The organism is Bradyrhizobium sp. USDA 4532, assembly GCF_024171315.1.
Taxonomy (GTDB): domain Bacteria; phylum Pseudomonadota; class Alphaproteobacteria; order Rhizobiales; family Xanthobacteraceae; genus Bradyrhizobium; species Bradyrhizobium australafricanum.
In genome coordinates this window covers 2,650,213-2,669,680 of record NZ_JALJZN010000001.1, presented here as the reverse complement: position 1 = coordinate 2,669,680, position 19,468 = coordinate 2,650,213, and the positions used below count along the sequence as shown (strand labels likewise).

Below are 19,468 nucleotides of genomic sequence, written 5' to 3'. Positions count from 1 at the left end.
GCCAGTAGCCCGCATGAGCGGGGCGATATGCGGGACCGTCCCGGGTATCGCACCCGCTCACCCGGGCTACGAAGCTCCCCAACGCATCGTGGCGTGGACGTCATCGTCCACGCTACGGAACGAGCGTCGCTTGACCGGCGGCGCGTGCCCCTTGGAATGACGGAGGACCAGATGTTCGGCGACTATTCGATCAGCGATCTCGGCGCCATCCTTGCGATGCAGGGATTTGCCGGGCTCATCCTGTTCTCCGTCTATGTGCTGATGGCGCTGGGCCTTGCCATCATCTTCGGCCAGATGGGCGTCATCAACATGGCCCACGGCGAGTTCATGATCTTGGGGGCGTACGTCACCTGGATGACGTCGAACGCCGTGCAGCACGTCGCGCCCTGGCTGTTCCCCGGTTACTTCTTCATCGCAATGATCCTCGCGTTCACTGCGTCAGGCGCGCTCGGCATGCTGGTCGAGTGGGCGCTGATACGCCATCTCTACAAGCGTCCGCTCGACACGCTGCTGGCGACCTGGGGCCTCAGCCTGATCCTGCAACAGGCCTATCGTTCGGTCTTCGGCGCGCGCGAGGTCGGCGTCGAACTGCCGGAATGGATGATGGGCTCCTGGCAAGCGACCGACTCCATCCAGATACCGATCAACGGCATGTTCGTGATGGCGCTGACCATCCTGATCACGATCGCGGTCGCCTATGTGCTGTTCTGGTCAAGCTGGGGCAAGCAGGTGCGCGCCGTGGTGCAGAACCGCGTGATGGCGGGCGCCGTCGGCATCAACACCGAGAAGGTCGATCGTTACACCTTTGGCCTGGGTTGCGGCATCGCCGGGATCGCCGGCTCGGCCTTCACCATGATCGGCTCGACCGGGCCGACCGCCGGCCAGCTTTACATCGTCGACACCTTCCTGGTGGTTGTGTTCGGCGGCGCCGCCTCGCTGTTCGGCACCATCGCCTCCGCCTTCTCGATCTCGCAGACCCAATCGACGCTGGAATTCTTCCTGTCGGGATCGATGGCCAAGGTGATCACGCTGCTGACGATCGTCGCGATCCTGATGGTGCGTCCGCAGGGGCTCTTCGCGCTCAAGGTCCGCAAATAAGAACAAGCAGGCTGGTCATGATCATCAACTCGCGCTTTTTCAATCGCTCCGAACTGCTCGGCTTCCTTGCGCTCGCGGTGCTGTTGTTTCTCGTCCTGCCGCTGTCGCTCGATATCTTCCGCCTCAACCTCGTCGCCAAATATTTGACCTACGCCTTCGTCGGGATCGGCCTCGTGCTGTGCTGGGGCTATGGCGGCATCCTGAGCCTGGGGCAGGGCGTGTTCTTCGGCCTCGGCGGCTACTGCATGGCGATGTACCTCAAGCTCGAGGCGTCGTCGGTCGCGAACACCAAGATCCAGTCGACACCGGGCATCCCCGACTTCATGGACTGGAACCAGCTCACCTCGCTGCCTTTCTTCTGGAAGCCGTTCCACAGCTTCCCGGTCACGCTGCTTGCGATCTTGCTGGTTCCCGCGGTCTTCGCGCTGATCGTCGGTGCCGCGATGTTCAAGCGTCGGGTCGGCGGCGTGTACTTTGCCATCATCACGCAAGCGATCGCCGCGATCCTCACTATTCTGATTGTCGGGCAGCAAGGCTACACCGGTGGCATCAACGGCATTACCGACTTACGCACGCTGCACGGCTGGGACATCCGCAGCGATCACGCCAAGTTCATTCTGTATTTCGTCGAGGTTGTGCTGCTGTTCGGCTGCATCTGCGTCGCGCAGTTCATCCGCCTGACAAAACTCGGGCGCATCCTGGTAGCAATGCGGGAGCAGGAGGATCGCGTGCGCTTCTCCGGTTACAGCGTCGCCAACTTCAAGATCTTCGCGTTCTGCGCCGCGGCGGTGTTCGCTGCGATCGGCGGCGCCATGTTCACGCTCGAGGTCGGCTTCATGTCGCCGTCCTTCGTCGGCATCGTGCCGTCGATCGAGATGGTGATCTACACCGCGGTCGGCGGCCGGATGTCGATCTTCGGCGCAGTCTGGGGCGCGCTCCTGGTCAATTTCGCCAAGACCAGCCTCTCGGAGTCCTTCCCGCAGCTCTGGCTGTTCGGCCTCGGCGCGCTGTTCATCGCGGTCGTGCTCGCCTTCCCGAACGGGCTCTCCGGCATCTGGGCGGACCACGTCCAGCCGCGCATCGATCGCCTGCTGGCATCACGCAAATCGAAATCGGCGGCCGGCCTGATCGCCGACGGCGCACCGGCCGAGTGAGGAGGGATCATCATGCTCGTCGGCCATCAGCCCAAGGACTTCCTGCTCGCGGTCTCCGGTCTCACTGTGTCGTTCGATGGCTTCAAGGCCGTGAACGATCTCTCCTTCTATGTTGAGGAGAACGAGATCCGCGTCATCATCGGCCCGAACGGCGCCGGCAAGACCACAGTGCTCGACCTGATCTGCGGCAAGACCAGGGCGACGTCAGGCTCGATCCAGTTCCGCGGCCAGGAGCTGACCAGATTGCGCGAGAACGAGATCGTGCAGGCCGGGGTGGGCCGCAAGTTCCAGACGCCGTCGGTGTTCGAGGATCTCACCGTGTTCGAGAACCTCGAGATTTCCTTCCCGCGCGGCCGCACGGTGTTCGGCTCGTTGACCTTCCAGCGCGACGACACCGTCAGGCAGCGGGTCGAGGAGGTCGCCGAGATGATCTTCCTGAAGGACAAGCTCAACACCTATGCCGACCAGTTGAGCCATGGCCAGAAGCAGTGGCTCGAGATCGGCATGCTGCTGATCCAGGATCCGGACCTCTTGATGCTCGACGAGCCGGTCGCCGGCATGAGCGTGTCCGAGCGCGCCAAGACGGCCGAGCTGCTCAACCGCATCATCAAGGACCGTTCGGTGCTGGTGATCGAGCACGACATGAAGTTCGTCGAGGACATCGCGCACAAGGTCACCGTGCTGCACCAGGGACAGATCCTGTCCGAGGGAACGATGGAGCACGTCAAAAACGATCCGAAAGTCATCGAAGTGTATTTGGGCCACTGAGGAACCGGGACGATGCTGGCAATCAATGATCTTCACGTCGCCTACGGCCAGAGCGAAGTGTTGCACGGCCTCAACGTCTCGGTCGCGCCCAACGAGATCGTGGCGATCATGGGCCGCAACGGCATGGGCAAGACCACGCTGATGAAGTCGCTGATGGGCATCCTGCCGGCCAAGAGCGGCAAGGTGACCATGGACGGCACCGAGCTCGGCGCGATGAAGAGCTACGAGCGGGTCGCGAAGGGGCTCGCCTATGTGCCGCAGGGTCGCATGATCTTCTCCACGATGACGGTGAAGGAGAACATCGAGACCGGGCTCGTGGTGTCAGGCGGCTCCGAGGTACCGGGCGACATCTATGAGCTGTTTCCGGTGCTGCTCGAGATGAAGGGCCGCCGCGGCGGCAATCTCTCGGGTGGACAGCAGCAGCAGCTCGCGATCGCCCGCGCTCTGGCGACCAAGCCGAAGGTGCTGCTGCTGGACGAGCCGACCGAAGGCATCCAGCCGTCGATCATCAAGGACATGGCGCGCACCCTGAAGCGGATCCGCGACGAGCGCGGGCTGTCGATTGTGGTCTCCGAACAGGTCCTGAGCTTCGCGCTCGACATCGCCGACCGGGTGCTCGTCATCGAGAATGGCGAGATCGTCCGCGACGATCCGCGCGCCAGCGTCGATGCCGCGCAGATTTCCAAGTACTTGTCCGTCTAACTATCAGTAACCCAAGGGGAGCAATGCGATGCCAGATACACTGATCAAGGTCGACCTCAGCAAATCGGCCTATGAAAACGACAAGATTCACAATCGCTGGCATCCCGAGGTTCCGATCGTCGAGTGGGTCAGCCCCGGCGACGACTTCATCATCGAGACCGTCGACTGGACTGGTGGCTTCATCAAGAACAACGATTCGGCCGACGACGTGCGCGATATCGATCTGTCGATCGTGCACTTCCTGTCCGGCCCGATCGGCGTCAAGGGAGCCGAGCCCGGCGATCTCCTCGTCGTCGACCTGCTCGACGTTGGTCCGTTGAAGGAGAGCCTGTGGGGCTTCAACGGCTTCTTCTCCAAGCAGAATGGCGGCGGCTTCCTTACCGACCATTTCCCGCTGGCGCAGAAGTCGATCTGGGACATCAAGGGCCTCTACACCTCGTCGCGCCACGTGCCCGGCGTCAACTTCGCCGGCCTGATCCATCCCGGCCTGATCGGCTGTCTGCCCGATGCCAAGATGCTGGCGGCCTGGAACAAGCGCGAGGCCGAGCTGATCGCGACCAACCCGACCCGGGTGCCGGGCCTTGCCAATCCGCCGTTCGCGCCGACCGCGCATGCCGGCCAGGCCAAGGGTGACGTCAAGGCCAAGATCGGCCTCGAGGGCGCCCGCACCGTGCCGCCGCGCGAGCACGGCGGCAATTGCGACATCAAGGATCTGTCGCGCGGCTCGAAGATCTACTTCCCGGTCTATGTGCCGGGCGGCGGCCTCTCGATGGGCGATCTGCATTTCAGCCAGGGCGACGGCGAGATCACCTTCTGCGGCGCGATCGAAATGGCCGGCTGGCTGCATATCAAGGTCGACGTCATCAAGGACGGCGTCTCGAAATACGGCATCAAGAACCCTGTGTTCAAGCCGTCGCCGATCACGCCGAACTACAAGGATTACCTGATTTTCGAGGGCATCTCGGTCGACGAGGCCGGCAAGCAGCATTATCTCGACGTCCACATCGCCTATCGCCAGGCCTGCCTGAACGCGATCGAGTATCTGAAGAAGTTCGGCTACTCCGGCGCCCAGGCCTATTCGATCCTCGGCACCGCGCCGTGCCAGGGTCACATCTCCGGCGTCGTCGACGTGCCGAATGCCTGCGCCACGCTGTGGCTGCCGACGGAGATCTTCGACTTCGACGTCATGCCGTCGTCGGCGGGACCGATCAAGCACATCAAGGGCGACGTGCAGATGCCGATCTCACCGGACAAGTGATCCTTTAGGTGATCCCTGCGCGAAGGGGGCGGGACGGCTGCGTATCGGCCGCCCCGCATCCATCGCCGAATGTCACGCACGACTGCGCAAGGATTAAGGAAATGCCGATCTACGAATATCTCTGCAACGACTGCGGCCCGTTCACCGACATGCGGCCGATGGCGGAATGCGACCTGCCGCAGGACTGCCCGCAATGCGAGGCGACGTCGCCGCGCGTGATCCTCACCGCGCCGGCGTTCTTCTGCATGCCCTCCGACAAGCGCAAGGCGCACGCCACCAATGAGCAGAGCCGGCACGCGCCGAAGACGCTCGATCAATATAAGGCTGCGCACGGCCCGGGCTGCGGCTGCTGCTCGACGGGAAGGAAGAAGCCGGCACGGCTGATGACCAAGACCAAGAGCGGCGCCAAGGGGTTTCCCACCGCGCGTCCCTGGATGATCAGCCACTGACAGCGCAGCCAATCGTCGGCTTTCCTCAACTGGCGCTGCTTCGTCATGGCCGGGCTTGTCCCGGCCATCCACGTCTTTCTTGTCCGATTGAAGCAAAGACGTGGATGCCCGGCACAAGGCCGGGCATGACGGAGAAACAGGCTCTCAGGCCTGTTCGGCGACCTTCAGGGCCTCGGTGCGGATCTCTTCCACCAGCCGCTCCTTCAGGGCGACGAATTCGGGCGTGGTCTTGATCTTGTAGGACCGGGGATGCGGCAGGTCGACTGCGATCTCGGCCTTGATGCGGCCCGGACGCGCGCTCATGACGATGACGCGGCTGCCGAGGAAGATCGCTTCCTCGATGTCGTGGGTGACGAACAGCACCGTTTTCTGGTCGCGCTCCCAGATCCCCAGCAGCATCTCCTGCATCAGCGCGCGCGTCTGGTTGTCCAGCGCGCCGAACGGCTCGTCGAGCAGCAGAATCTTCGGATCGTTGGCCAGCGCACGGGCAATCGCGGTGCGCTGCTGCATGCCGCCCGACAGCTGCTTGGGCCAGTGATTTTCGAAGCCCGATAGCCCGACCCGGCGAATGAACGCATCGGCGATCTCGTGGCGCTCCGCTTGCGACACGCCGCGCTCGCGCAGGCCGAAGGCGATATTCTCCCGCACCGTCAGCCACGGAAACAATGTGTAGGACTGAAACACCATGCCGCGATCGGCGCCGGGGCCGGTGATTTCGCGCCCGTCTAGCGTGACCCGTCCGCTGGTCGGCCGGTCGAGCCCGGCGATGATCCGGAGCAAAGTGGACTTTCCGCATCCGGAGGGGCCGAGGATGGTGACGAAGTCGTTGTTGCCGACGTCGAGCGTGGTCGGCTCGAGCGCTCTCGTCGGCGCGTTGCCGGCGCGGGCGGGGAAGGTTCGCGAGACCTGATCGATCCTGAGCGCGGTCATGCGAGCTTCCACGGGAACAGCCAGGCGTTGAAGGCCTTGAACAGGAAATCGGAGATCAGGCCGATCAGCCCGATCACGATGATGCCGAAGATGATCTGGCCCGTGTTGAGCAGCGCCTGGCTGTCGGTGATCATGTGTCCGATGCCGGATGATGAGCCGATCAATTCGGCCACGATGACGTAGGTCCAGGCCCAGCCCAGCACCAGCCGAAGGATTTCGGCAATCTCGGGCGCGGCGGAGGGCAGCAGCACGCGGCGGATGATGCCGCGGTCGCGGGCGCCGAGCGTGTAGGCGGCCTCCACCAGGTCGCGCCGTGTGGCACCGACGGTGACGGCGACCATCAGGATGATCTGAAATACTGCGCCGATGAAGATCACAAGCAGCTTCTGCAACTCACCGATGCCCGCCCACAGGATCAGCAGCGGGATGAAGGCGGATGCCGGCAGATAGCGCGCAAAGGACACAAAGGGCTCGAGAAAGGCCTCGATCGGCTTGTAGGCGCCCATCAGAACGCCGAGCGGCACCGCGATGACGGCAGCAAGCACAAACCCGCCGATCACGCGCCAGATCGTCATCCCGATGTCGAACAGAAAGCCCTGCTTTGCGAGCAGCTCATAGCCCTCCTGCACCATGGTCAGCGGGTTGGCGAGGAAGGTCCTCGACACATGGCCGCCGAACGTTGCCCAGGACCAGAGGGCGACGAACAGCACGAAGAAGGCGAGGCCATAGGCCACGCGCTGCTTCGATGTCGTGGGCTCGAGAGGACGCATCAGATGATCCGGAAGTAGCTTATGCGCCGGTCCCGCCCGCGGTGTCGCGAGGTGGGACCGGTCCAAATGGTTGCTGCGTTACTTGATGAAGCTTGCGTCGTAGATGTCTTCGACCTTCGGCGCGGCCTTGATGATGCCGACCTCGAGCAGGAGCTCGGCAGCGTCCTTATTGAAGGTCAGGAAGTCGCCGGCGAAGAATTTCTGGTTGGCGGCCTTGTCCTGCCAGCGCAGGTACTCTGCCGAGTTGCCGAACTGCTCGCCGGTCTGCTTCACGTCAGCGCCCATGATCTCGTAGGACTTGGCCTGGTCCTTGGCGATCATGTCGAGCGCCTCGAAATAGCTGTTGGCAAGCGCCTGCGCCGCCTTCGGATTGTCGGTCAGGAATTTCGGCGTGCAGCCGAACGTATCCATCACGATCGGGTAGTCGAGCGTGGTCGCGATGATCTTGCCCTTGTCGGGAGCGGCGCGCACCGTCGACAGATAAGGCTCGTAGGTCATCGCGGCATCGTTCTGGCCGGAGACGAAGGCCTGCGCTGCGGCGGCCGGCTCCAGATTCACCACGGTGACGTCTTTCACCGTGAGGCCGTTCTTCTTCAGCATCCAGGCCAGCGCGAAATACGGAGAGGTGCCGGGCGCCGACGCCGCGACGGTCTTGCCCTTGAGGTCCTTGATCGCGGCGATGTCGTTGCGCACGGCCATGCCGTCGGCGCCATAGCTCTTGTCGAGTTGGAAGATTTGCTTGGTCGCGACGCCATTGGCGTTCCAGGAGATCCAGGTCTCGACCGTGGTGGCCGCGCACTGGATGTCGCCCGAGGCGATCGCGAGATGGCGGTCCTTCTGCGGAATCTTCTTCAGGGTCACGTCGAGGCCGTTCTTCTTGAAGATGCCGGCCTCCTTGGCGAGCGTCAGCGGCGCGAAGCCGGTCCATCCGGAGATGCCGACGCCGACCTTGACGTCATCCGCGAACGCGCCCGTGGACGCGAGCAACACTGCGATTGCGGGCAATAGCTTGAAGGAACGCATGATTGTCGACCCCTTGAACGATGGATTGCGTCACTGATCTCTTCAGTCGCGGCGGATTGCCGCATGAAGCATGTCGGCGGACGATGGCCCATGATGCATTGCATGAAATATGCCGCGCAAGCTGTCCTCAGCCTCCCTTGAAGCGGGCCACCAGGCGATGCGTCTCGCCTGGATAATGCAGCCGCACCGCCGTCAGCGTGCGCGCGCTGCGCCAGGTGTAGCGGTCGATCACGAGGCAGGGCGCCCCGACCGCGATGTCGAGCGCCTTTGCCGTGCGGTCGTCGGCGATGACGGCGCTGATCGTATGCTCGGCTTCGGTCCACGGCACATGGTGCAGCAGCCATGACCCCGGCGGTTCGCGGGCGAAGTCCGCGGTTGCAGCTTCCGGGACCGTGGAGAGATCGATCAGCCTGTCCTCGACGGCGAACGGCACATTGTCGGCGCTGTGCCGGCAGGCGATCGCGACTATCTTGCCGGCCGTGCTGACGCCGAGCCGGGCGCGATCGGCCGATGTCGCGGTACGGCGCCGGCATTCGATCAGCTGATAGCCGTAGCTGCGGCCGAGCGCGGTGATCTCGGCGCGGATGTCGGCGATCTTGAGCACCGCCGACAGATGCTGCGGACGGCGCACGAAGGTGCCGGCACGGCGCCGCCGCTCGATCAGGTCGGCCTGCGCCAGTTCCGACAACGCCTTGTTCACCGTCATGCGCGAGCAGCGATAGCGCGCCATCAGCTGGTGCTCGAACGGGATGCGATGCCCGGGCGGCCATTCGCCGGTCAGGATCCGCGTCTCGATGTCGAGCCGGATGCGCTTGTAGAGTGTCGGCTTGTTCGCCGCGCCGGGCTCGGCCTGGTCGGAGGCGAGGCTCATGCGACGAGCCTCCGCACGCTTGCATTGAACTGCTCGCGCGCCTTGTCGCGCAGCCGATGCCGTCCGCCCGCCACCACCTTGTCGCCGGCGGCCCAGACGCAATCGATCGCGTCGCTGCCGGTTGCAAACAGCCAGCCGTCGAGAACCGCATCGCCCGACCGTCCAGCGAGGGACGGATGCGCGGTGTCGAGGCTGACGATGTCGGCGCGCGCGCCGGGCGCAAGCCCGGCCTTGGTCTGTGCCAGAGCCTGCGCGCCGCCAGCGAGCGCCTGGTCGAACAGGGCGCGGCCGGTGGATGTGCCGGGACGCCCCGAGAGTACATTGCGCTCGCGGTGTTTCAGCCGCTGACCGTATTCGAGCTGGCGCAGCTCGTCGGCGACGCCGACCAGCACATTGGAATCGGTGCCGATGCCGAACCGGCCGCCCGCGGCGAGGAATTCGCGCGCCGAAAAGATGCCGTCGCCGAGACTTGCTTCGGTGACGGGGCAAAGGCCGGCAACCGCGCCGCTGCCGGCGAGTGCATTGACTTCCTGCTCCGTCATGTGGGTCGCGTGAATGAGGCACCAGCGCTGATCGACGGGCGCATGTTCGAGCAGCCATTGCACCGGCCGCTGTCCTGACCAGGCAAGGCAATCCTCCACCTCGCGCACCTGTTCGGCGGCGTGGATGTGGATCGGGTCCGCCCCGGCAAGCGGGATGATCGCCGCCAGCTCATCCGGCGCCACGGCGCGCAGGCTATGCGGAGCGATGCCGATGTTGGCGCCGGGAAGTTTTCGGATTGCCTCGCGCGAGGCGGCCATCAGCGCGGCGAACTGATCGACCGAGCAGATGAAGCGACGTTGCCCGGCATGCGGTGCGGCGCCGCCGAACGTGCTGTGAGCATAGAAACTTGGCAGCAGCGTGAGCCCGATGCCGGAGGCGTCGGCGGCCTCTGCGATGCGTATGGCCATCTCGGCGAGATTGGCGTAGGGCGCGCCGTCTCGATCATGATGCAGATAGTGAAACTCGCCGACACGGGTAAAGCCGCGCTCGAGCATCTCGACATAGAGCAGGGTCGCGACGGCTGTGACGTCGTCCGGCGTCATGGTCAGCGTGAAGCGATACATCGTCTCACGCCAGGTCCAGAACGTATCGGTCGTGTCGCCGCGCAGTTCGGCAAGGCCGGCCATGCCGCGCTGAAAGGCGTGGCTGTGCAGGCTCGCCAATCCCGGAACCGCCATTTGGTGACGTTCGTCGCCGGCGCCAGGCGCAACGCCCGCCGTCACCGAGGCGATCGCGCCATCGACAACGACGACTTGCACGTCATTGGCCCAGCCCGAAGGCAGCAGCGCGAATGCGAAATGCAGTCGTGTCATTTTTCCACGCCGGCTGGACAGAACCCGGACACGATTATATGTCTAGACATATAAGTCAAGCATCCCACCTCGAGGGGACGATCGCATGGCAGAGCGCTTCGACCGCATCTGGCACAACGCCCGGCTCGCCACGATGCGCAGCGACCGCACTGATCTCGGCGAGATCGAGCGGGGCCTGATCGCGGCGCGCGACGGCCGCATCGTCTATGCCGGCGTGCAGTCGGACTTTCCTGTGGGTGCGGACGCCGTTGATCGGATCGATTGTGCCGGCCGCTGGATCACGCCTGGGCTCGTCGATTGCCACACCCATCTCGTCTTCGGCGGCAACCGCGCGCACGAGTTCGAGCTGCGCCTGAAGGGCGCGAGCTATGAGGAGATCGCGCGCGCCGGCGGCGGCATCGTCTCGACCGTTGCGGCGACGCGCAAGGCGACCGAGGCGGAGCTCGTCGCCGGCGCGCTGCCGCGGCTCGACGCGCTGATCGGCGAGGGCGCAACCACCGTCGAGATCAAGTCCGGCTATGGCCTCAATGCCGAGACCGAGATGCGACAGCTTGCGGCGGCACGCAGCCTCGCCCGCCTGCGGCAGGTCGCGATCCGCACCTCTTTCCTCGGAGCGCATGCGCTGCCGCTGGAGGCCAATGGCGACAAGGACGGTTACATCGATCTGGTCTGCAACGAGATGCTGCCGGCCGTGGCCAAGGCCGGCCTCGCCGATGCCGTCGACGGCTTCATGGAGGGAATCGCGTTTTCCGGAGAGCAGACGGCGCGGGTGTTCGAGGCGGCGCGTGCGCTCGGACTGCCGGTCAGGCTGCATGCGGATCAGCTGTCCAATCTCGGCGGCGCGGCGCTGGCCGCGAAATTCTCGGCGCTCTCGGCCGATCATCTCGAGCACACCGACGAAGCCGGCGCGGTGGCGATGGCGAAGGCCAGCACCGTCGCGGTCCTGCTGCCCGGCGCGTTCTATTTCATTCGTGAAACGCACAAGCCGCCGGTCGAGCTGTTCCGTAGCCACGGTGTGAACATGGCGCTGGCGACCGATTGCAATCCTGGCAGCTCGCCGCTCACCTCGCTCCTGCTGGCGATGAACATGGGCGCAACGCTGTTCCGGATGACGGTCGCCGAATGCCTCACAGGGGTGACGCGGGAAGGGGCGCGCGCGCTCGGCATGCTCGCCGAGACCGGCACGTTGGAGGCCGGCAAGTGGTGCGATCTGGCGATCTGGGACATCGAGCGTCCGGCCGAACTGGTCTACCGCATCGGCTTCAACCCGCTGCACAGCCGGGTGTGGAGGGCGCAATGAGCGATCGGGATGCGCCTGTCGTCGTGACGCCCGGAACCGTCGGCCTCGACGTCCTGGTGCGCGTGCTCGCGGGCGCGCCCATCATGCTCGATCTATCGTGCTGGCCGCGCGTCGAGGCGGCCGCGGAGATCGTGGCGAAGGCGGCGCATATCGACGTTCCCGTCTACGGCATCAATACCGGTTTCGGGAAGCTGGCATCGACGCGCATTGCGCCCGATCAAACCGCGCTGCTTCAGCGCAACCTCATCTTGTCGCACTGCTGTGGAGTCGGTCCGAACACGCCCGAGCCGATCGTGCGTTTGATGATGGCGTTGAAAGTGATTTCGCTCGGTCGCGGCGCATCCGGCGTGCGCCGCGAGGTGATCGAGCAGTTGCAGGGCATGCTGGCGCGCGGCGTTTATCCGCTGGTGCCGCAGCAGGGCTCGGTCGGTGCCTCCGGCGATCTCGCGCCGCTCGCTCACATGACCGCGGTCATGATCGGGGAGGGACAGGCAATCCTTGATGGCAAAGTCGTGCCGGGCCGCGAAGCGCTTGCGGTTGCCGGCCTCGCGCCGTTGACGCTCGGCCCGAAGGAGGGGCTCGCGCTGATCAACGGCACGCAGTTTTCCTCCGCTTACGCCATCTCCGGTCTGCTGCGTGCGCATCGCCTGGCGTGCGCCGCGCTGGTGACCGGTGCGCTGTCGGTCGATGCGGCGATGGCGTCGACGGTGCCGTTTCGTCCCGAGATTCAATCTTTGCGTGGCCATGACGGGCAGATCGCTGCGGCCGCCGCCCTGACCGCGCTGCTTGACGGCAGCGATATCAGGCAATCGCATCTCGAGGGCGACGAGCGCGTGCAGGATCCCTATTGCCTGCGCTGCCAGCCTCAGGTCGCGGGTGCTGTGCTCGACCTGCTCGCGCAGGCCGCGCGCGGGCTGACCATCGAGGCCAATGCCGTGACGGATAACCCGCTGGTCCTGGTCGAGACCGGCGAGATCGTGTCAGGCGGCAATTTCCACGCCGAGCCGGTGGCGTTCGCCGCCGACCAGATTGCGCTCTCGCTTTCGGAGATCGGGGCGACCAGCGAGCGCCGGATCGCGACCCTCGTCGATCCCGCCCTGAACTTCGGCCTGCCGCCGTTCCTGACGCCCGAACCCGGCATCAATTCCGGCTTCATGATCGCCGAGGTGACGGCGGCGGCGCTCTATGCCGAGAACAAGCAGCGTGCGATGCCGTGCTCGATCGATTCGACGCCGACCAGCGCCAACCAGGAAGATCACGTCTCGATGGCCGCGCATGCTGCGCGCCGGCTGTCCGATATGGCCGACAATCTCGCCGCCATCCTCGGCATCGAACTGCTGGTCGCCGCGCAGGGCATCACGCTGCGCGCGCCGCATTCAACGAGCGCGCCGCTCGCTGCGGTCATTGCCGCGCTCCGAGAGCAGGTTCCGGCGCTCGCCGCCGACCGCTACATGGCTGACGATCTCGCCAGGGCGGCCGTTCTGATCGAAGCCGACGCGCTGCCCGCCGCTGCGATCGCGGTGCTTCCGACCGATCCATTTCCAAGACTGACTTAGAAGACTTGCTTAGCAGGAACATCCGTCATGAACCGCCGACTGGATAACGAACGCATCATCCGTGCTCCCCGCGGCACCGAAATCAGCGCCAAGAGCTGGCTGACGGAAGCACCGCTGCGCATGCTGATGAACAATCTGGACCCTGATGTCGCCGAGCGCCCGAGCGAGCTCGTGGTTTATGGCGGCATCGGCCGTGCGGCGCGCGACTGGGAGAGCTTTGATCGGATTGCCGCGTCCTTGCGCAAGCTCGAAGGCGACCAGACCCTGCTGGTGCAGTCCGGCAAGCCGGTCGGCATTTTCCGGACCCATGCCGACGCGCCGCGCGTACTGATCGCGAATTCCAACCTGGTGCCGCATTGGGCAACGCTCGATCATTTCAACGAGCTCGACCGGCAGGGCCTGATGATGTTCGGCCAGATGACGGCAGGCTCATGGATCTATATCGGCAGCCAGGGTATCGTGCAGGGGACCTATGAGACGTTCGTCGAGGTCGGCCGCCGGCATTATGGCGGCAGTCTCGCCGGCAAATGGATCCTGACGGCGGGCCTCGGCGGCATGGGCGGTGCCCAGCCGCTGGCCGCGACGATGGCCGGCGCCTCGATGCTCGCGGTCGAATGCCAGCCGAGCCGCATCGAGATGCGGCTGCGGACGGGCTACCTCGACCGCCAGGCGGCGACGCTCGATGACGCGCTCGCGATCATTGCTGAGGCGGTCAAGAGCCAGAAGCCGGTGTCGGTCGGCCTGCTCGGCAATGCGGCCGAGATCTTTCCCGAACTGGTGCACCGCGGCGTGCGCCCGGACATCGTCACCGACCAGACCAGCGCGCATGATCCGATCAACGGTTATTTGCCGAAGGGATGGACACTCGCCGATTGGGAAACCAAACGCGCGGGCGACCCGAAGGCCGTTGAGACGGCAGCCAAGACCTCGATGGTCGATCACGTCCAGGCCATGCTGGATTTTCACGCGCAGGGAATCCCGACGCTCGATTACGGCAACAACATCCGCCAGATGGCCAAGGACATGGGCCTGAAGCAGGCGTTCGATTTTCCAGGCTTCGTTCCGGCCTATATCCGTCCGCTGTTCTGCCGCGGCGTCGGGCCGTTCCGCTGGGCGGCGCTGTCGGGCGATCCCGAGGACATCTTCAAGACCGATGCCAAGGTCAAGGAGCTGATGCCCAACGACAGCCACCTGCACAACTGGCTCGACATGGCCAAGGCGCGCATCAAGTTTCAGGGACTGCCTGCGCGAATTTGCTGGGTCGGGCTCGGCGACCGCCATCGGCTTGGCCTTGCCTTCAACGAGATGGTGGCGCGCGGCGAGCTCAAGGCGCCGATCGTGATCGGCCGCGATCATCTCGACAGCGGCTCGGTGGCGAGCCCGAACCGCGAGACCGAGGCGATGCGCGACGGCTCCGACGCGGTGTCCGACTGGCCGCTGCTCAATGCACTGCTCAACTGCGCGAGCGGCGCCACCTGGGTGTCGCTGCATCACGGCGGCGGCGTCGGCATCGGCTATTCGCAGCACGCCGGCATGGTGATCGTCGCTGACGGCACGCCGGAGGCCGTGCGCCGGCTCGAGCGTGTGCTATGGAACGACCCGGCGACAGGCGTGATGCGCCACGCCGACGCCGGCTATGACACGGCGGTCGAATGCGCGCGCGCCAACCGGCTCGATCTGCCTAGCCTGCGCTGATGGGACCTCCTCGATCGGGAGTTGCGGCATCTCCCGACCGGGGCGCAGCTTAACGAGCAATCCCGTTGCAGCTCTCAACCTTCCGGTTGATGTACGTGAGGTGACCGGCCGGACATGCCTTGATACGGGAAATCGGCGGTGCAGCTACCGGAGATAGGTGGTCCGTGGAGCGCTGCGCCTGTGACCCGTCGCGGGTGACACATTAGTCTGCCTGCTTTCGCGTCAGCTTCGCTGACAGGATGAGCGGCCAGGGTCCTTGTCTCGCGGCAGATGGCATGCAATCTTCCGCAGCCGGCAATGCTGTTCGAGAGCAACAAGAACAATAATCCCTCTCGTCCCTCCAATTCTGTCGAGGGCCTGATCATGTCGAACCTTACCCAAACGACATCCGCTCCGTGGCGGATAGGAGTGCTGTTCTCGCGAACCGGCTTCATGTCGGTCATCGAGGAGACCCAGTATCAGGGCACGCAACTCGCGATCGAAGAGGTGAATGAAGCGGGCGGCGTCTGCGGCCGCGAGCTGGTTCCCGTTGCCTATGACCCCGGATCGGACTCGGCCGCCTATGGTCATTACGCCAAGCGGCTGATGATCGAGGATCAGGTCAGCACGATCTTCGGCTGCTACACCTCGTCGAGCCGCAAGGCGGTGCTGCCGGTAGTCGAACGGCTGAACGGTCTGCTCTGGTATCCGACGCTTTACGAAGGGTTCGAGGCGTCGCCCAACGTCATCTACACCGGCGCCTCGCCGAACCAGAACAGCCTCGCGCTGTGCCGCTATTTGATGGATACGTTCGGAACGCGGTTCTATTTCGTGGGGTCCGACTACATCTATCCGCGCGAGTCCAACCGGGTGATGCGGGAGCTGCTCAAGAGCAACGGCGGCTCGGTGGTCGGCGAGCGCTATGTCAATGTTTACGCGCGCTGGCAGGATTTTGTGCCGATCATCCAGGATATCAAGCGTGTCAGGCCCGACGTGATCTTCTCGACCGTCGTTGGCGAGGGCACGGTGTTCCTTTATCAGGCCTATGCGAATGTCGGGCTCGATCCAAAGCAGGTGCCGATCGCCAGCCTGACCACGACGGAAGCGGAAATTGCCGCCATGGGCTTCGACGTCGGCGAGGGACACGTCACGGCCGCATCGTATTTCCAGGGCGTCGAGGGCAGCGCTAATAATGCGTTTGTGCAGCGCTTCAAGAAGCGGTTCGGCGCCGATATCTCAACCAACATGTGCGCCGAAGCATCCTATTTCCAGCTGCATCTGTTCGCGAAGGCGCTTGAGCAGGTCAATTCACTCGACACCGAAGTGCTCCGCTCGATGGTGTTCGGCACCAGCTTTGATGCACCGCAAGGTGCCGTCACCGTCAACCCGATGTCGGGTCATACCGACCTCTGGACCCGCATCGGGCGCGCCAACCGCCAGGGGCAGTTCGATGTCGTCAGCCAGTCGAAGGAGCCGGTGCATGCGGATCCGTTCCTGATCGGATATGGTCGTGCAACGCAAACAGGAAGCGTCCAATGAACGAAATGTCGCGTAAGCCGTCGCTGAGCCGAGACGTCGGCGGACGCAAGACCATGGTTCAGGAACTTGCCGATCTGTCGGCGGTGGTGGTCGCGCCGGTCGACGATCAGGTCGGCATGTTGCTGCGCGAGTTGCAGCGGTTCCGGATGCGGGCGCGGCAGGTCTGGCCGATGCCGGAGAGCGTGCCCGCCGATGCCGACGTGGTGTACTGCGAATATTCCCCTGACCTGGCGCGGCGCCTGCCATGGATTCCCGGCGACGCGCGCTCGGCGCTGGTTGTGATCCTGCCGGCGACGGAAACCGTTCACGCCGATGCGCTGTGTCATGCGACGCCGAACGCCGTGCTGCCGCGGCCGTTCACGCAGAATGCCGTGCTGTCCAGTCTCGTGCTGGCGCGCAGTCAATTTGGTTATGAACGGCGGCTTCGCAGCAAGATCGAGAAGCTGGATGACAATCTGCGCTCGATGCGCACGGTGGAGCGCGCCAAGGCGATCCTGATGGCGACGCGGCAGATGCCGGAAACCGAAGCCTATGGCTTCATCAGACGACAGGCGATGGATCGTCGCGTGTCGGCAAGTGCAGTCGCCGCGGCGATTGTTGACTCGTTCGAACTGCTTGGCTACGATCATCAACAGTAAGCCCCAATAGCGGGGCCGGCGGCGACAGCGCCGCCTTCGACACAACCGGCAACAAAGCCCTCCCAATGCTCGCGTAAGCGCGCATCGGGAGGGCTTTTTGTTTTTTCAGTCCTGAAGGGAGCTAGGGATGAGCATTTCACGGCGGACTTTGCTGAGGAATACCGCGGCGCTGGGCGCGTTTGCCGGCGCCGGACTGCCGCACATCTGGATCAAGAACGCCGACCTCGCTTACGCCGCCGGCGGCGAGATCAAGGTCGGCGTGCTGTTCTCGCTGACGGGAACGACCGCGATCATCGAGGAATCGCTCAACAAGGCGACGCTGCTCGCCATCGAGGAGATCAACGCCGCAGGCGGCATCAAGGGCAGCAAGATCGTGCCGATCGTCGAGGACCCCGCGTCCGATCCGGCGACCTTCTCGGAGAAGGCTCGCAAGCTCGTCGTCGGCGACAAATGCGTCAGTGTGTTCGGTTCCTACACCTCGGCAAGCCGCAAGGCGGTGCTCCCGGTGTTCGAGCGGCAGAACAATCTCTATTGGTATCCGACGCTCTATGAAGGCCGCGAGTGCTCGAAGAACGTCATCTACACCGGCGCGGTGCCGAACCAGCAGCAGGACGAGTTCGTGCCCTGGCTGGTCAAGAAGTTCGGCAAGAAGTTCTACCTGATCGGCTCCAACTACATCTATCCGAAGGAAGAGAACAACTACTGCAAGAAGCTGCTTGAGAAACTCGGCGGCGAGGTCGTGGCGGAAGAATATGTGCCGCTCGGCCATTCCGAATTCTCTTCCGTCATCAACAAGATCCGCTCGACTCAGCCGAACGTGATCTTTTCCACCGTGGTCGGCGATTCCGTGGTCGCGCTGCATCGTCAGTACAAGGCGGCCGGCCTCGATCCCGAGAAGATGCCGATGGCGAGTCTCACGACCTCCGAGAACGAAGTCGCTGCGATGGGCGGCGAGGCGGCCGCCGGTCACTTCACCTCGGCGCCTTACTTCATGGTGCACAAGTCGCCGGAGAACGAGAAGTTCGTCGAGGCTTACAAGAAGCGTTGGGGCGCCGACAAGGTGACGCATTTCGTGTCGGAGGCCTGCTACTTCCAGACCTACCTGTTCAAGCAGGCGGTCGAGAAGCTCGCGACCAGCGATCTCACGCCGCCGAACATCCGCGACGCGGTCAAGGGCCAGGAAGTGATTGCACCGCAGGGCAAGGTCCGGATCGAGCCGGAGAACCTGCACACCTGGCTGTGGCCCAAGATCGCGCAGGCGAAGTCGAACGGACAGTTCGAGATTCTCGTCGAGGCCAAGGAGTGGCTGAAGCCGGTGCCTTACGCGGCCTATCCCGGACAGTCATGCACCGAGAAGGGCTTGGTCGAGAAGAGCTGACGACGGGGGCTGACGAAGGCCGTCGGCGTGCGGCGCCGGCGGCCAGCGTCCCGAAACGAATGCTGCCTCTCGCACGAACGGGGGCGAGGGGCAGGGCGCACAACGCGAACATCGAAAGCGGATCCCGACGTGGACCAATTCATCGAACAAATCGTCACCGGCCTCAGCATCGGATCGATCCTGCTGCTGGTCGCGCTGGGCCTGTCGATCATCTACGGCTCGATGGGCATCATCAATCTCGCCCATGGCGAGTTCGTGATGCTGGGCGCTTACGCGGCCTGGGTGTTCCATACCTATCTCGGGCTCGGCCTGCTCGCGAGCCTGGTGCCGATCTTCTTCGTGGTCGCCGCGTTCGGCTGGGTCATTGAGCGTTACGTCCTGAGCCTGCTCAACAACCGGCCGCTGGACACGATCCTTGCGACCTGGGGCGTCGGCATCATGCTGCAGCAGGCGGTGCGGCTGATGGTCGGCAGCGAACTGCGCTACGTGCAGCTGCCGCCGGCGCTGTCCGACAGCATGGACGTGTTCGGCATCTCGGTATCGTCCTATCGGGTGTTCCTGTTCGTGGTGTCGATCGCACTGTTCGTGGCGACTTGGTTGCTGATGAACCGCACCACGGTCGGAATGAAGCTACGCGCGATCATCCAGGACCGTTCCGTCGCTGCCTCGTTCGGAATCAACGCCAAACGGGTCTATGCGCTGACCTTCGCCTACGGTGCGGGCCTTGCGGGACTGGCTGGCGCGCTGGTGTCGCCGCTGAAGAGCGTGTCGCCCGATATGGGCACCGGCTATGTGGTCGATGCCTTCATGGTGGTGGTGCTCGGCGGCGTGCAGAGCCTCGCCGGCACCGTGGCGAGCGCCTTCATCCTCGGCGAGCTCTCCGGCGGCATTGCCTTCCTGCAGAACGACACGGTGGCCAAGGCAATCGTGCTGCTCGCCATCGTCGTGCTCATCCGTTTCCGCCCCGAGGGGCTTTTCACCGCACGCGTGCGGGCCTGAGACAGA

Annotated in this window: 18 protein-coding genes; 13 read left to right on the top strand and 5 right to left on the bottom strand. The window is 64.3% G+C overall.

Annotation, left to right across the window (positions count from 1 at the left end):
• Positions 1-171: 171 nt before the first annotated feature.
• The 6 genes from urtB (J2R76_RS12895) to J2R76_RS12870 all read left to right on the top strand — a co-directional run bounded on the left by urtB (J2R76_RS12895) (position 172) and on the right by J2R76_RS12870 (position 5,429).
• A complete protein-coding gene (urtB, locus tag J2R76_RS12895) occupies positions 172-1,098 on the top strand; it encodes an urea ABC transporter permease subunit UrtB (RefSeq protein WP_057015942.1) in 927 nt (308 codons plus the stop codon).
• A 17-nt stretch (positions 1,099-1,115) separates the two neighbouring features.
• On the top strand, positions 1,116-2,252 hold the full coding sequence (gene urtC / locus J2R76_RS12890) for an urea ABC transporter permease subunit UrtC (RefSeq protein ID WP_253624099.1): 1,137 nt from the start codon (positions 1,116-1,118) through the stop codon (positions 2,250-2,252).
• A 12-nt stretch (positions 2,253-2,264) separates the two neighbouring features.
• Complete coding sequence (gene urtD, locus J2R76_RS12885; protein ID WP_057015909.1) at positions 2,265-3,020, top strand: urea ABC transporter ATP-binding protein UrtD; 756 nt, start codon at positions 2,265-2,267, stop codon at positions 3,018-3,020.
• A 12-nt stretch (positions 3,021-3,032) separates the two neighbouring features.
• Entirely contained in the window at positions 3,033-3,722 is a 690-nt protein-coding gene (gene urtE / locus J2R76_RS12880) for an urea ABC transporter ATP-binding subunit UrtE (RefSeq protein WP_050400072.1), read from the top strand.
• Positions 3,723-3,750: 28 nt separating this feature from the next.
• Entirely contained in the window at positions 3,751-4,980 is a 1,230-nt protein-coding gene (fmdA, locus tag J2R76_RS12875; protein ID WP_050386953.1) for a formamidase, read from the top strand.
• Positions 4,981-5,081: 101 nt separating this feature from the next.
• Complete coding sequence (locus J2R76_RS12870) at positions 5,082-5,429, top strand: zinc ribbon domain-containing protein (protein ID WP_225161589.1); 348 nt, start codon at positions 5,082-5,084, stop codon at positions 5,427-5,429.
• 144 nt (positions 5,430-5,573) lie between these two features.
• Here J2R76_RS12870 and J2R76_RS12865 read toward each other — a convergent pair whose 3' ends face one another.
• From J2R76_RS12865 to J2R76_RS12845, 5 genes are all read right to left on the bottom strand, one after another.
• Positions 5,574-6,359: an ABC transporter ATP-binding protein gene (locus J2R76_RS12865; protein WP_168857084.1), complete on the bottom strand. Its 786-nt coding sequence runs from the start codon at positions 6,357-6,359 to the stop codon at positions 5,574-5,576.
• On the bottom strand, positions 6,356-7,129 hold the full coding sequence (locus J2R76_RS12860) for an ABC transporter permease (RefSeq protein ID WP_057015911.1): 774 nt from the start codon (positions 7,127-7,129) through the stop codon (positions 6,356-6,358). The genes J2R76_RS12865 and J2R76_RS12860 overlap by 4 nt, the downstream gene beginning before the upstream one ends.
• A 78-nt stretch (positions 7,130-7,207) precedes the next feature.
• Positions 7,208-8,152, bottom strand: coding sequence for an ABC transporter substrate-binding protein (locus J2R76_RS12855; protein ID WP_253624098.1), 945 nt, complete (start codon positions 8,150-8,152; stop codon positions 7,208-7,210).
• Positions 8,153-8,279: 127 nt separating this feature from the next.
• Positions 8,280-9,023 (bottom strand): histidine utilization repressor, encoded by a 744-nt coding sequence (hutC, locus tag J2R76_RS12850; protein ID WP_253624097.1) that lies wholly within the window; start codon positions 9,021-9,023, stop codon positions 8,280-8,282.
• Complete coding sequence (locus J2R76_RS12845; protein WP_253624096.1) at positions 9,020-10,378, bottom strand: formimidoylglutamate deiminase; 1,359 nt, start codon at positions 10,376-10,378, stop codon at positions 9,020-9,022. The genes hutC and J2R76_RS12845 overlap by 4 nt, the downstream gene beginning before the upstream one ends.
• 85 nt (positions 10,379-10,463) lie before the next feature.
• Here J2R76_RS12845 and hutI point away from each other — a divergent pair, with 85 nt between their 5' ends.
• From hutI to urtB (J2R76_RS12810), 7 genes are all read left to right on the top strand, one after another.
• A complete protein-coding gene (gene hutI, locus J2R76_RS12840) occupies positions 10,464-11,678 on the top strand; it encodes an imidazolonepropionase (protein ID WP_253624095.1) in 1,215 nt (404 codons plus the stop codon).
• Positions 11,675-13,234, top strand: a complete 1,560-nt coding sequence (hutH, locus tag J2R76_RS12835) for a histidine ammonia-lyase (protein WP_253624094.1) — start codon at positions 11,675-11,677, stop codon at positions 13,232-13,234. Before hutI ends, hutH begins: the two co-directional genes overlap by 4 nt.
• Before the next feature lie 27 nt (positions 13,235-13,261).
• Entirely contained in the window at positions 13,262-14,929 is a 1,668-nt protein-coding gene (gene hutU, locus J2R76_RS12830) for a urocanate hydratase (RefSeq protein WP_253624093.1), read from the top strand.
• 363 nt (positions 14,930-15,292) lie between these two features.
• Entirely contained in the window at positions 15,293-16,447 is a 1,155-nt protein-coding gene (locus J2R76_RS12825; protein ID WP_028331424.1) for a transporter substrate-binding domain-containing protein, read from the top strand.
• Positions 16,444-17,085, top strand: a complete 642-nt coding sequence (locus tag J2R76_RS12820; RefSeq protein WP_253624092.1) for an ANTAR domain-containing response regulator — start codon at positions 16,444-16,446, stop codon at positions 17,083-17,085. Before J2R76_RS12825 ends, J2R76_RS12820 begins: the two co-directional genes overlap by 4 nt.
• 127 nt (positions 17,086-17,212) lie before the next feature.
• On the top strand, positions 17,213-18,463 hold the full coding sequence (locus J2R76_RS12815) for a transporter substrate-binding domain-containing protein (protein ID WP_057015919.1): 1,251 nt from the start codon (positions 17,213-17,215) through the stop codon (positions 18,461-18,463).
• A gap of 129 nt (positions 18,464-18,592) precedes the next feature.
• On the top strand, positions 18,593-19,462 hold the full coding sequence (gene urtB, locus J2R76_RS12810) for an urea ABC transporter permease subunit UrtB (RefSeq protein ID WP_057015920.1): 870 nt from the start codon (positions 18,593-18,595) through the stop codon (positions 19,460-19,462).
• Positions 19,463-19,468 lie beyond the last annotated feature (6 nt).

What these genes read in the sequence shown, in the direction of transcription:
- J2R76_RS12820 (WP_253624092.1), top strand. Translation starts at nt 16,444, where the DNA reads ATGAACGAAATGTCGCGTAAGCCGTCGCTGAGCCGAGACGTCGGCGGA.
- urtB (WP_057015942.1), top strand. Translation starts at nt 172, where the DNA reads ATGTTCGGCGACTATTCGATCAGCGATCTCGGCGCCATCCTTGCGATG.
- hutI (WP_253624095.1), top strand. Translation starts at nt 10,464, where the DNA reads ATGGCAGAGCGCTTCGACCGCATCTGGCACAACGCCCGGCTCGCCACG.
- urtE (WP_050400072.1), top strand. Translation starts at nt 3,033, where the DNA reads ATGCTGGCAATCAATGATCTTCACGTCGCCTACGGCCAGAGCGAAGTG.
- hutH (WP_253624094.1), top strand. Translation starts at nt 11,675, where the DNA reads ATGAGCGATCGGGATGCGCCTGTCGTCGTGACGCCCGGAACCGTCGGC.
- hutC (WP_253624097.1), bottom strand. Translation starts at nt 9,023, where the DNA reads ATGAGCCTCGCCTCCGACCAGGCCGAGCCCGGCGCGGCGAACAAGCCG.
- urtD (WP_057015909.1), top strand. Translation starts at nt 2,265, where the DNA reads ATGCTCGTCGGCCATCAGCCCAAGGACTTCCTGCTCGCGGTCTCCGGT.
- J2R76_RS12825 (WP_028331424.1), top strand. Translation starts at nt 15,293, where the DNA reads ATGTCGAACCTTACCCAAACGACATCCGCTCCGTGGCGGATAGGAGTG.
- J2R76_RS12845 (WP_253624096.1), bottom strand. Translation starts at nt 10,378, where the DNA reads ATGACACGACTGCATTTCGCATTCGCGCTGCTGCCTTCGGGCTGGGCC.
- J2R76_RS12860 (WP_057015911.1), bottom strand. Translation starts at nt 7,129, where the DNA reads ATGCGTCCTCTCGAGCCCACGACATCGAAGCAGCGCGTGGCCTATGGC.
- urtC (WP_253624099.1), top strand. Translation starts at nt 1,116, where the DNA reads ATGATCATCAACTCGCGCTTTTTCAATCGCTCCGAACTGCTCGGCTTC.
- fmdA (WP_050386953.1), top strand. Translation starts at nt 3,751, where the DNA reads ATGCCAGATACACTGATCAAGGTCGACCTCAGCAAATCGGCCTATGAA.
- J2R76_RS12815 (WP_057015919.1), top strand. Translation starts at nt 17,213, where the DNA reads ATGAGCATTTCACGGCGGACTTTGCTGAGGAATACCGCGGCGCTGGGC.
- J2R76_RS12855 (WP_253624098.1), bottom strand. Translation starts at nt 8,152, where the DNA reads ATGCGTTCCTTCAAGCTATTGCCCGCAATCGCAGTGTTGCTCGCGTCC.
- hutU (WP_253624093.1), top strand. Translation starts at nt 13,262, where the DNA reads ATGAACCGCCGACTGGATAACGAACGCATCATCCGTGCTCCCCGCGGC.
- J2R76_RS12870 (WP_225161589.1), top strand. Translation starts at nt 5,082, where the DNA reads ATGCCGATCTACGAATATCTCTGCAACGACTGCGGCCCGTTCACCGAC.
- J2R76_RS12865 (WP_168857084.1), bottom strand. Translation starts at nt 6,359, where the DNA reads ATGACCGCGCTCAGGATCGATCAGGTCTCGCGAACCTTCCCCGCCCGC.